Origin of the sequence: Blattabacterium cuenoti (genome assembly GCF_014252255.1) — a bacterium.
GTDB classification, from domain to species: Bacteria; Bacteroidota; Bacteroidia; order Flavobacteriales; family Blattabacteriaceae; genus Blattabacterium; species Blattabacterium cuenoti_J.
This window is the reverse complement of the sequence record NZ_CP059213.1, coordinates 535,692-548,363: the sequence shown is the minus strand read 5'-3', so window position 1 is coordinate 548,363 and position 12,672 is coordinate 535,692. Positions and strand designations below refer to the sequence as shown.

The 12,672-nt window shown below is 21.9% G+C and carries 12 protein-coding genes and 1 tRNA gene; 4 read left to right on the top strand and 9 right to left on the bottom strand.

Going from position 1 to position 12,672, the window contains the following annotated elements:
* Window positions 1-267: 267 nt before the first annotated feature.
* Window positions 268-966: a DUF475 domain-containing protein gene (locus H0H41_RS02665; RefSeq protein WP_185872161.1), complete on the top strand. Its 699-nt coding sequence runs from the start codon at window positions 268-270 to the stop codon at window positions 964-966.
* Here H0H41_RS02665 and H0H41_RS02660 read toward each other — a convergent pair.
* The 5 genes from H0H41_RS02660 to folP all read right to left on the bottom strand — a co-directional run bounded on the left by H0H41_RS02660 (window position 963) and on the right by folP (window position 6,231).
* Complete coding sequence (locus tag H0H41_RS02660; RefSeq protein ID WP_185872160.1) at window positions 963-2,111, bottom strand: dihydrolipoamide acetyltransferase family protein; 1,149 nt, start codon at window positions 2,109-2,111, stop codon at window positions 963-965. The two genes, H0H41_RS02665 and H0H41_RS02660, sit on opposite strands and share 4 nt — an antisense overlap.
* A gap of 48 nt (window positions 2,112-2,159) precedes the next feature.
* The gene (pdhA, locus tag H0H41_RS02655; protein ID WP_185872159.1) at window positions 2,160-3,155 is read right to left on the bottom strand and encodes a pyruvate dehydrogenase (acetyl-transferring) E1 component subunit alpha; all 996 of its coding nucleotides are present in this window, start codon (window positions 3,153-3,155) and stop codon (window positions 2,160-2,162) included.
* A gap of 82 nt (window positions 3,156-3,237) precedes the next feature.
* The gene (locus H0H41_RS02650; protein ID WP_185872158.1) at window positions 3,238-4,554 is read right to left on the bottom strand and encodes a UDP-N-acetylmuramoyl-tripeptide--D-alanyl-D-alanine ligase; all 1,317 of its coding nucleotides are present in this window, start codon (window positions 4,552-4,554) and stop codon (window positions 3,238-3,240) included.
* Window positions 4,555-4,567: 13 nt separating this feature from the next.
* A complete protein-coding gene (locus tag H0H41_RS02645) occupies window positions 4,568-5,329 on the bottom strand; it encodes a diadenylate cyclase (RefSeq protein ID WP_394798447.1) in 762 nt (253 codons plus the stop codon).
* Window positions 5,330-5,397: 68 nt separating this feature from the next.
* The gene (gene folP / locus H0H41_RS02640; RefSeq protein WP_185872156.1) at window positions 5,398-6,231 is read right to left on the bottom strand and encodes a dihydropteroate synthase; all 834 of its coding nucleotides are present in this window, start codon (window positions 6,229-6,231) and stop codon (window positions 5,398-5,400) included.
* Window positions 6,232-6,311: 80 nt separating this feature from the next.
* On the opposite strand from folP, the gene H0H41_RS02635 reads away from it, so the two are divergent.
* The 3 genes from H0H41_RS02635 to H0H41_RS02625 all read left to right on the top strand — a co-directional run bounded on the left by H0H41_RS02635 (window position 6,312) and on the right by H0H41_RS02625 (window position 7,710).
* Entirely contained in the window at window positions 6,312-6,806 is a 495-nt protein-coding gene (locus tag H0H41_RS02635) for a nucleotide modification associated domain-containing protein (RefSeq protein ID WP_185872155.1), read from the top strand.
* A gap of 51 nt (window positions 6,807-6,857) precedes the next feature.
* Window positions 6,858-7,616, top strand: a complete 759-nt coding sequence (tpiA, locus tag H0H41_RS02630; RefSeq protein ID WP_185872154.1) for a triose-phosphate isomerase — start codon at window positions 6,858-6,860, stop codon at window positions 7,614-7,616.
* A gap of 20 nt (window positions 7,617-7,636) precedes the next feature.
* Window positions 7,637-7,710, top strand: a tRNA-Arg gene (locus H0H41_RS02625).
* A gap of 54 nt (window positions 7,711-7,764) precedes the next feature.
* Here the strand turns inward: H0H41_RS02625 and H0H41_RS02620 are convergent.
* From H0H41_RS02620 to H0H41_RS02605, 4 genes are all read right to left on the bottom strand, one after another.
* Entirely contained in the window at window positions 7,765-8,628 is an 864-nt protein-coding gene (locus H0H41_RS02620; protein WP_185872153.1) for a sigma-70 family RNA polymerase sigma factor, read from the bottom strand.
* A gap of 11 nt (window positions 8,629-8,639) precedes the next feature.
* Entirely contained in the window at window positions 8,640-10,778 is a 2,139-nt protein-coding gene (locus tag H0H41_RS02615; protein WP_185872152.1) for a polyribonucleotide nucleotidyltransferase, read from the bottom strand.
* 39 nt (window positions 10,779-10,817) lie between these two features.
* Complete coding sequence (gene rpsO, locus H0H41_RS02610; RefSeq protein ID WP_185872151.1) at window positions 10,818-11,081, bottom strand: 30S ribosomal protein S15; 264 nt, start codon at window positions 11,079-11,081, stop codon at window positions 10,818-10,820.
* A gap of 64 nt (window positions 11,082-11,145) precedes the next feature.
* The gene (locus H0H41_RS02605; RefSeq protein ID WP_185872150.1) at window positions 11,146-12,654 is read right to left on the bottom strand and encodes a GH3 auxin-responsive promoter family protein; all 1,509 of its coding nucleotides are present in this window, start codon (window positions 12,652-12,654) and stop codon (window positions 11,146-11,148) included.
* Between the last annotated feature and the right edge of the window lie 18 nt (window positions 12,655-12,672).

The following is a 12,672-nucleotide window of genomic DNA, read 5'->3' as shown; positions in this document are numbered from 1 at the left end:
TTTAATTTAATAAAATTTCTAATAATCATTATTTTTTTTTTTGATTACTATATATTAACTATATATTATTATAATATATTTAAATCAGTAAATCAGTAAATCAGTAAATCAGTAAATCAGTAAATCAGTGAATCAGTGAATTAGTGAATTAGTGAATTAGTGAAATTATTATAAATATAAAATAATAAACTTTTATAATATAAAATATAAAATGATTTTAATTATTTAATTTATTTAAAATGGATAAAAAAATTTTTTAAAAAAAAAATGAATTTTGTAAAATATTTTATAGAAATTATTAATCATCCTATCTTATCTATAACTATTATAGGAAATTTATTTTTAATAGAAAGTATTTTATCTATAGATAATGCAGCTATGTTAGCTTCCATGATTGTTAATTTAAAAAAAGAAGATAGAAAAAAAGCTATAAAGTATGGAATTATCGGAGCTTATTTTTTTAGAGGATTATGTTTATTATTTGCTTCTACATTAATAAAAATATGGTGGTTAAAACCATTAGGAGGAGGATATTTAATTTTTATAGGATTAAATCATTTTTTGAAAAAAAAATTTTTTTTATCAAAAAATTCAAATAATTTGAAAAAAAAAGATTCTTTTTGGAGAATTATTTTTTTAATAGAAATTATGGATTTATTTTTTTCTATTGATAATATTTTTGCTTCCGTTGCTTTATCAAAAAATTTTATATTAATTTTTTTAGGTGTATTTATAGGAATTTTTTCTATGAGATTAATTTCTCAATTTTTTATTCAATTAATAAATAAATTTCCAGAATTGAAAAATTCTACTTTTTTCATAATTATTATTCTCGGAATAAAACTTATTTTTTCTTCTTTTATAAATTATAATTTTCCAGAAGAAATTTTTTCATTATTAACTCTTTTCATATTTATTTTTTCTATTTTTATTTCATTAATAAAAAAAAAATTGTATAAAAATTAAAATAATATAGTAATAGGATCTTCTAAATAATTTTTTAAAGAATAAATATAATTACTTGCTATAGCTCCATCTATAATTCTATGATCACAAGATAAAGTAATTTTCATTATGTTTCCTATTTCTATTTTAGAATTTTTAATAATTGGTCTTTTCATAATAGATCCTATAGATAAAATAGAAGAATTTGGAACATTAATAATGGAAGTAAAAGATTCTATTCCATACATTCCTAAATTAGACACTGTAAAAGTACTATTTTCTATTTCTTCTGGTTGTATTTTTTTTGATTTTGAACGAAATACTTTATCTTTAATTTCTTTGGAAATTTGTAATAATGATTTTTGGTCAGAATTTTTAATAACTGGGACTATTAATCCATCTTTTATTGCTACAGCTATTCCAATATGAATATGTGAATGAAATAAAATTTCTTCTTCATTCCAAGAAACATTCATATTTGGATTTTTCTTTAAAGATTGAGCGACTGCTTTTATAATAATATCATTAAATGATATTTTTTCTTCTAAAGAAAGTTTATCATTTAATTTTTTTCTAAATTCAATTAATTTATCTACATGAATTTCATTAAATAAGTAATAATGTGGAGCAGAAAATTTAGAAAAAGTTAAATGTTTTGCTATTTTTTTTCTCATAGAAGAATGAGATATTTTTTTATGAAATTTATTTTCCTTTAATTTTGTTTTTTTATAATATTTATCAATATCTTTTTTAATAATTCTTCCATAATCTCCACTACCTTTATTAATATCACTTAAAGATATTCCTATTTTTTTAGCCATTTTTTTTGCTAAAGGAGAAATAAATATTCTATCTTCTTTATTGATTTTATCCTTTTTTTCTTTTTGTATTTTTTTTGATTTTGAAATTAAATGATTGATATCTTCTCCTTCCTCTCCTATAATCGCTAATATATCATTAACACGTGTTTTTTCTCCTTCTTTTACACCAATAAAAAGAAGAATACCACTAACATCTATTTCAAAATCTTGAGTAGCTTTATCTGTTTCTATTTCCGCTAAAATATCTCCTTCATAAACTTTATCTCCTATTTTTTTATTCCATTTAATTACAGTGCCCTCTTCCATTGTATCACTTAATTGGGGCATAGATATTATTTCTGCCATTATTGTATTTTTTAATTATAAAAAAGGTATAATTTTATATTTTTTTATTTATATAAAATCTAAAAAAGGATAATCTTTCTCATTATAAACAACATTATACATTTCTTCTAAAGAAGGTGTATCTGAGTTTTCTGCAAATTCTACACAATATTCTACTTTCCTTTTTACTTCATTTTCTATAGTATTTAAATTATCTATAGTTTCCCATTTATTTTGTACAATAATATTTTTTAATTTTAAAATAGGATCTTTTTTTTTATATAAAATCACTTCCTCTTTATTACGATATGATTCAGCATCTGACATAGAATGCCCCCTATATCTATATGTTTTAATATCTAAAAAAGTAGCTCCTTCTCCTTTTCTCGCTTTTTCTATTGCAATAGAAGCTATTTTTGCTATTTTTTCAGGATTCATTCCATCTACAGGATAAGATGGCATTCCATATGATAAACCTATTTTATATATTTCTTTCATATTTGTGCTTCTTTTTACAGAAGTACCCATAGCATATCCATTATTTTCACATATAAATACAACAGGAAGTTTCCATATCATAGACATATTAAATGTTTCATGTAAAGATCCCTGTCTTACAGCTCCATCTCCCATAATAGTTAAAGTAACTGCATCTCTATTGAAATATTTATCAGCAAAGGCAATACCAGCTCCTAATGGAATTTGTCCACCTACAATACCGTGTCCTCCATAAAAACGATGTTTTTTGCTAAAAATATGCATAGAACCACCCATTCCACGAGATGTTCCTGTTTTTTTTCCCAAAAGTTCTGCCATAATTTTTTTTGGATCAACTCCCATAGATAATGGAAATATATGACATCTATAAGCAGTTATAATTTTATCTTTAGACATATCCATTGCATGAGTTAATCCTGCAGGTAAAGCTTCTTGTCCATTATATAAATGTAAAAATCCTCTAATTTTCTGTTTTAAGTATAAGGAACGACATTTATCCTCAAATTTTCTCCAAAAAGACATATCTTTAAACCACTTAATATAGGTTTTTGTGGTAATTTCTTTCATAAGAAAAAATTTTACAAAATTAGATTATTTTATTTATATATATACAAATGTAATTTAATAAAATTAAATTTGCAAAGAATAATTAAATGAAATCAATAAGGTTTTCTAATGAGTATTTTCTAGAACCTTTAATAAGTATATAATCAATTTTTTGTTTTTGAATAGAATTTTTTTTTATCCATTCAATAAATTTTTTTTTATTTATAAATTTTTTTATTTTTTGAGAAATTTTTAAATCAGTATTAAAAAAATTTTTTCCAATTAAAAATGTTATATTTATGTGACTTTTTTCTAAAAAAAAAATTATTTTTTTATGTTCATAATTAGAATAAAGTCCTAATTCTAACATATCTCCTAATATAGCAATTTTATTACCTTTTATATTATTATTATTAAAAAATTTTAAAGCATAAATCATGCTAGTAGGATTTGCATTATAACAATCTATAAAAATTTTTATATTTTTTTTATGTATAATTTGAGAACGATAATTTTTTGGAATATATTTTTCTACAGCATTTTTTATTTTTTTTAAAGAAACTTTAAAATATTTTCCAATAGATATAGCCGAAGCTATATTATATAAATTGTAATTTCCTATTAAATCAGAACTAATTTTTATATTATCAATATATAAAATTGATTGTAAATAAGATTCTTTCCATAAATATTTAATTTTTATATCTGATTTTTCTTTTTCAGAAAAAATAAATCTTTTAATTCCTATACTTTCTTTTAATTGAATAGGATCATCTCCATTAACAAATACTATTTTTTTATTTTTTTTTAAAAAATTATATAATTCTAATTTACCACGTATAATTCCTTCTATACTTTGAAATCCTTCCAAATGAGCTTTTCCAAAATTAGTTATATATCCATAATCTGGTTTTATGATAGAACACATTTTTTCAATTTCTTTTTCATGATTAGCTCCAATTTCGATAACAGAAATTTCTGTATTTCTAGACATAGATAATATAGTTAATGGAATTCCTATATGATTATTAAAATTATTTTTAGTAAAATGAACTTTTTTATATTTCTGAGATAAAATAACTTGAGTAAGTTCTTTTGTAGTAGTTTTTCCATTACTTCCTGTAATAGCTATAATAGGAATATGACGTAATTGGTATCTATGATACATTGCTAATTTTTGTAAAAAATGCAAAGTATTATCTACAAAAATAATTTTGTTCTTATTATTATAAGAAATAAAATTTTTATTATCTATTATGGATAATATAGCTCCGTTTAAAATGGCTTCTTTAGAAAATTGATTCCCATCAAAATTTTTTCCTTTTAAAGCTATAAAAATAGATCCTTTTCGAACTTTTTTACTATTTATTTCTATTCCTGAAGAGATCATATATAATTTATATATATTTTTTATATTCATTTTTTTCATTATTTTAAAGTAAATCTTCTTCAAGTTTCATTTTTAAATTATTTATATTAGTTATAATAGTTCTTTTTTGATCTTTAATATAAGATATATAACCTGTTTCTTCTGAAATAACAAGACAAATAGCATCTGTTTTTTCAGATATACCAATAGCGGCTCTATGACGTAGTCCTAAACGTGATGGAATTTCTTTATCATAAGATACAGGAAGTATTGCTCTTGTTCTCACTATTTTATTTCCTATAATAATTACAGCTCCATCATGTAATGGACTATTTTTATAAAAAATACTTTCTAATATAGAAATATTTACTTTAGCGTCCATTTCATCTCCATTTTGAATAAATTCTTTTAAATCTTGATGTAATTGAATTACGATTAAAATACCTGTTTTATCTCCTGAAAAAATGGCGCAAGATTTTACTATACTATCTATAGTTTCAGTTTTTATAGATACATTTGATTTTTTAAAAAAAAGAGAAAATATAAATTTTTTAAAAAAATTTTTACTTCCTACTATGAGAAGAAATTTTCTTATTTCTGGTTGAAATACAATAATTAATGCAAGGAATCCCCCTTTAAAAAAAGCACTTATAACTATGCTTAGGAGTTTCATTTCATAAATTTCTACTATTTTCCAGAAAATAAAAGTTGCAATGATTCCATAAAAAATGTTTAAAGCAGGGGTACTATAAACTAATCTATAGACTTGAAATAAAATAATAAATACTAAAAATATATCTAAAATATCAATGAAAGAGATCTTCAAAGAAAATAATAATGATAATAATAAAAAAAAGGATTTATACAAAAAATAATACAAAATTAATTAATGAATTAGTAAATATTTTTGTAATATTGTACTAATTTAATACATTCAATAGCTTCTTTGACATCATGTACACGTAATAATTTTGATCCATTTAATAGTGCAATAGTATGAATTATTGAAGTAGCATTTAATGATTTTTTATGAGAAATTTTTAGTATGTGTTGAATCATAGATTTTCTAGAAATTCCTATTAAAATTAAATGGTCTTGAAATCCTAATAAAGATAAATATTTTAATATTTGAAAATTTTGTTTTAATGTTTTTCCAAAACCAAATCCAGGATCTAAAATAATGTCTTGAATTCCATTTTTTTTTAAATAAAAAATTTTTTTTGAAAAAAAATTATTTATTTCTATAATTATATTATTTTTATAATATATATTTTTTTGCATATTTTTAGGAATTCCTTTTATATGATTTAATATATATGGAATTTTAAGTTTCCCAAGTAAAGGAAACATATTTTTATCTAAATTTCCTCCTGATATATCATTTATTATTACAGCACCTTCTTCAACAGCTATTCTTGCTACTTCACTACGAAAAGTATCTATAGATATTCTAATTTTAGGAAAATTTTTTATGATATACCGAATAGGTTTTATAACTCTTTTTATTTCTTCTTTTTCTGGTATAAATTTTGATTTTGGACGAGTAGAACAACCTCCGATATCTATAAAATCAGAACCTTCGTTTAATAAATTTTCTACATGCTTTAATATTTTATTTTTAGAATCTAATTGTCCACCATCATAAAAAGAATCAGGTGTTAAATTAACTATTCCCATAATTTTTGGTTCTTTTAAAGATAATAAAGATCCGGCACAATTAATTATCATTTAAAAATTATTTATTTGTAAATTTTATTTTTCATATATATAATTACACAAATAATAAACATATAATAAAATTATATGACATGAATTATTATTCTATTGATTTTATTATTAAAAAATGTAGAAAATTATTTTTTAATAAATTAAAAGATTATGGTTTATCATGGAAAATTTTAAAAAATTCTTCTATAATAGATCAAATTTTTATTAAAATAATTCGTATAAAAAATATTCAATCAAAAGGATATCAAAAAATACAAGAAGAAAAAATAACTGATACATATATAGATATTATAAATTATCTTATAATTATTTTAATTAAAATAGATATTTTTTTTATTTTAAATTTTAATAAAATATCATATAATGATGTTATTTTTCTTTATAATAAAAAATTTGAAAAAATACAAAATTCTTTTCATGAAAATTTCAAGTATAAAATATTTTCTATTAATAATATTATAAAAAATATTTTATACTTGAAAAAAAATAAAGAAAAAATATCATTTAAAAAATTAGAAAAATTTTATTGGAAAATGTTATTTGAAACTATTTTTATATTAAAAAAAAATTTTTGATTTTAATATAAAAATATTTATTGTTTATATATTTTAAATTAAAAAAAAAAAATGAAGAAAAAGATTGTCATAGCAAATTGGAAAATGAATCATGATTTTCATGAAACAACTTCTTTTCTTAGAAATCTTTTAAAAAAAATTTTTGAACAAAAAATAAATCATAATAAAGAAATTATTATTGCTCCTTCTTTTCCTTTCTTACATATTTCAAATCATATTCTACAAGGAAGTCCTTTAAAAATTGCTGCTCAAAATATTCATCAAATGGATAAAGGTTCATATACAGGAGAAGTATCCGCTTCTATGTTAAAATCTATAGGAATTTCTAAAGTTATATTAGGACATAGTGAACGTAGAAAATTTTTTTGTGAAAAAAATAATATTTTATTAGAAAAAATAAAAATAGCATTAAAATATGGATTTAATATTATTTTTTGTATAGGGGAAACATATTTTGAAAGAAATAAAAATCAACAATTTAATGTTATAAAAGATCAATTAAAACATACTGTTTTTCATTTTTCAGAAAATGAAATAAAATTTTTTCATATAGCATATGAACCTATTTGGGCTATTGGAACAGGAAAAAGTGCAACATATCAACAAGCTCAAAAAATGCATGAATTTATTCGTTCTTTATTTTTAAAAAAATATGGAGAAAATATTTCAAATAAAATATCTATTTTATATGGAGGAAGTATTAATAATTTTAATGCAAAAGATTTTTTTTTACAAAAAGATATAGATGGAGGTCTTATAGGAAATTTTTCATTAAATTTAGAAAATTTTTTAAAAATTATTTATTCTTGATATATATTTGTTATTTTATAGGCCTCGTAGCTTAATTGGATAGAGCATCTGACTACGGATCAGAAGGTTATGGGTTCGAATCCCTTCGAGGTCGCATTTTATTTCTATTTGATAGAAATCAAAATATATATAAATGAACTTAATTGAGTTAACCTAAATAAGGTTTAAGAATTTTACTTCTAGAAGAATGTTTTAATCTTTTTAATGCTATACTTTCTATTTGTCTTACTCTTTCTCTTGTTAAATCGCAAGATTGACCAACTTCTTCTAAAGTCATTGGAGGAGATCCATTTAATCCAAAATGTAAAATAATAACACGACGTTCTCTTTCACTTAAAGTTTCTAAAATTCTTTTAATATCTTTTCTTAAAGATTCTTTTTCTAAATGTTCATCTGGACGAGGAGATTCATCAGATCTAACTAAATCATATAAATTAGAATCTTCTCCCTCTATCAATGGTGCATCCATAGAAACATGTCTACCCGAATTTTTAATAGAATCTTCTACATCTTTTTCATTCATATTAAGATATTCTGCTATTTCTCTAGCAGAAGGAGTTCTTTGCAATTCTTGCTCTAATTGAGCAAGAGTTTTTAATATTTTATTAAGTAAAGCTAATTTATTTGTAGGTTGTCGAATGGAACGTGATTGTTCTGCAATAGCTTGTAAAATAGCTTGTCTTATCCACCAAACAACATAAGATATACATTTAAATCCTCTTGTCTCATCAAAACGTAGTATTCCTTTTATTAATCCTAAATTTCCTTCATTAATTAAATCACATAAACTTAAACCTTGATTTTGATATTGTTTTGCTACAGAAACTACAAAACGTAAATTTGCATTTACAAGTTTATTTATAGCTAAAGTATCTCCTTCCCTTGCTCTACGTGCATATTCTACTTCTTCTTCTGGAGTTAATAATGGAATTTTTCCTATTTCATGAAGATATTTATCTAATGATTCAGATTCACGATTTGTTACTTGTTTAGTTATTTTAAGTTGTCTCATTATTCTTATTTTTAATCATTTTTTTTTCCTGGACGAGGAAGCAGAACTTTTCTAGAAAGTTTCATTTTTTTATTTTTTTCATCTATTCCCAAAAATTTAACATCAATAATGTCTCCAATATGTAATTCTTCTTCTATATGATTCAATCTTTTCCATCCTATTTCTGAAATATGAAGTAATCCTTCTACACCTTTAGCTATTTCAACAAAAGCTCCAAAATCTTTTATTGATTTTACTTTTGCTTTATATACTTTTCCTAATTCAGGAATAAAAGTAATTTGTTTAATTCTATCAATAGCTTTTTCTATTTTTTCATAATCTTTTCCAATAATTTCAATATAACCAAAATCTTTTTTGTCTTCAATTAATATATTTGTATTTGTACATGACTGTATTTCTTGAATAACTTTTCCTCCTGGACCTATAACAGAACCAATAAAATCTTTAGGAATATTAAAAGTATATATTTTTGGTGCATTATTTTTCATTTTTTTTCTATATTGAGGCAATACTTCTAACATTTTCTGTAAAATATAAATTCGACCTTCCCAAGCTTGTATCAAAATTTTATTTAAAATATCATATGTAATACCTTGTATGTTTTTAACATCCATTTGACAAGCTGTAATTCCATTTTTAGTTCCCGTTATTTTAAAATCTAAATCTCCAAAATAATCTTCTTCTCCTATTATATCAGATATAATAATTTTTTTCTCATTATCTATAAATAATCCCATTGCGATTCCAGAAACTGGATTTTCAATAGAAATTCCAGAATCCATTAAAGCTAAACTCGCAGCGCAAACTGTAGCCATAGAAGAAGATCCATTAGATTCTAAAATATCTGAAACAATACGTATTGTATAGGGATTCTTAGGTATAATATTTTTTAATGCACGTTGAGCTAAATTACCATGACCAATTTCACGTCTAGAAACACCTCTTATTGGACGTATTTCTCCTGTAGAAAAAGGTGGAAAATTATAATGTAAATAAAATTTTTCCTGATTTTCCATAATAACATTATTTATTTTATTAGCATCTAAAGATGATCCTAAAGTAACTGTAGTGAGAGATTGAGTTTCTCCTCTAGAAAATAAAGCAGAACCATGTACACCAGGTAAATAATCAACAACACTAGATATTGAACGAATTTGTGTATTTGTTCTTCCATCTAATCTAATTCCTTTTTTTAAAATTAAATTTCTGATTATTTTTTTTTTAATTTCTTCATAAAATTGATCAATAAAAATTTCTTTTTTTTCTTCTATTAAAAATTTTTTTTTAAAATTTTTTAAAATAATTTGTTCTTGATTATATCTATTTTTTTTAGATAAAAAATTATTATAAATTTTTTCTATTTCTTTATAAGCAAAAGAAATTAATTCTTTTTTTAAAAATTCATTTTCTATTTTTTCTTTTTCTGATTTTTTTTCTTCATCTTCAAAGAAAAAAAAATTCTTTTTTGATAATTTTTTAGATAAACGTATTTGAGCTTCTATTTGAGGTTTAATCGCTTCATGAGCTTTAATTAAAATATTTAAAAGTTCATTTTCTTTTATTTCTTTCATTTCTCCTTCTATCATAAGAATAGAATTAATAGAACCTCCTACTATTAAATCTATATCTGCTTCTTTTAATTGATCTAAACTTGGATTAATAATAAATTTTTTTTTTAAACGTATAATACGTATTTCAGATATAGGTCCATTAAAAGGAACTCCAGCAACAGATAAAGCTGTTGATGCTGCTAATCCTGCTAATCCATCTGGTAAAACATTTTTATCATACGATAGTAAAGAAATCATAATTTGTATTTCTCTTTTAAAATATTCTGGAAATGTAGGTCTTAAAACACGATCAACTAATCTCATCGTTAATATTTCTTCATCAGAAGGTCTCCCCTCTCTTTTTATAAAACCTCCAGGAATTTTTCCACCTGCATAATATTTTTCTCTATAATCTACTGTTAAAGGCAAAAAATTTATTTCATTTTTTATTTCTTTGGAAACTACTACAGTAGCTAATAACATAGTATTACCTATACGTACTGTTGCAGATCCATCAGCTTGTCTAGCTAATTCTCCTGTTTCAATAGTAATAGCACGACCATCTTTAAGAGTGATGGTTTCTTTGACTATATCTGGCATATTTTATTTTTATTCTTTTTTTTCTACTATATGTTTTAATTATTTTCTTAATCCTAAATTTTTAATTATGTTTTTATAACTATTTATATCACGTTTTTCTATATATTTTAATAATTTTTTTCTTTTTCCTACTAATTTAACCAAAGCTCTTTCTGTATTAAAATCTTTTTTATTTTTTTTTAAATGATTACTTAAATGATTAATTCTGTAAGTAAATAAAACAACTTGTACTTTTGAAGAACCTGTATTATAAATAGATTTTCCATAATTTTTGAATATTTCTTTTCTTTTTTCTTCAGTCATACAATAATAATGAGTTTAAAATAATTAAGATGATATAAAGTTAAAAATATTTCTATTAAAATTTTTATTCTATTTTCAGAATAGAATCTATATATTTCCTATCATTAGATAAACGAGGAATTTTATTTTGTCCTCCTAATTTTTTATTTTTTTTTAACCAATCATAAAATAAACCTTTTCTAGCTACATGTATAATAGGTGGATTAAGAATAATATTTTTATATCGTTTAATTTCATAATCGGAATTGAGAGATTTTAATTCTTTATCTAAAATTTTACTAAAAATATTTAAATCTTGTGGTAATTTTTTAAATTCTATAATCCATTCATGAGCTCCAGAATTTTTTTCTCCCATATAAAATGGTCCTGCTGTATATTCATGAATAATAGAATTTGTTTTTAAACAAGTAAAATTTAAAGCTTTTTCTGCATTTTCAATAATTAATTCTTCTCCAAAAGAATTAATGTAATGAGTTGTTCTTCCTGAAATTAAAATGCGATATGGTGATAAATTAGTAAATTTAACAGTATCTCCAACTATATATCTCCATAATCCAGAATTAGTAGAAATAACTAATGCATAATTTTTATTTAATTCTACATTTTTAATAGATATAATTTTAGGATTATTTTTTTTAATATCTTCCAAAGGAATAAATTCATAAAAAATTCCATGATTTAATAAAAGCAAAAGATCTTCAACATTTTTTTGATCTTGAATTGCAAAAAATCCTTCTGAAGCACTATATATATTATAATAATTAATAGATTTTTCAAATAAATTATTATATTGAATAATATAAGGTTGTAAACTTACTCCTCCATGAAATATTACTTCAATATTAGACCATATTTCGTTAATTTTTTTTTTATTAAATTTTTTTAATAATTTTTTTAAAAAAATTAATAACCAAGAACAAACACCTAATAAAATACGAACATCTTTATGCCCTGTTTCTTTTACTATTTTTTCTAATTTTGTTTCCCATTCACTCATTAAAGCTATTTTTTTTTTAGGAATACAAATATTTTCTGCCCAAAAAGGAGTATTTTGAATTAAAATAGAAGATAAATCTCCATAAAATGTATTATAATTTTTATATAACTCATGACTACCTCCTAACCGAACAGCTTTTCCTAAAAAAATTTTTGTTTTTGGATGATTATGAATATAAATAGATAACATATCTTTTCCTGCTTTATAATGACATTCATTCATAGATATATTTGTTACAGGAATATATTTACTTTTTGTATTTGTAGTTCCAGAAGATTTAGCAAACCATTTTATTTTTCCTGGCCATAATATATTTTTTTCTCCTCTACGAATTTTTTTTATGGTATATTCTAAATCTGAATATTTACATATAGGGATTCTTTCAGAGAATTGCTGATATTTTTTAATATCACAAAATCCATATTTTTTTCCAAATTCAGTATTTTTTGCATACAAAATCAATTGATTCATCAATTGATTTTGTATTTCTATTGGATAACGCATGAAAAATTCTATATTTTTAATTCTTTTTTTTAGAAAAGTAGATGTTAAATATTCAGATAAATATTTTATCATGATAAAAAAAATTTAATT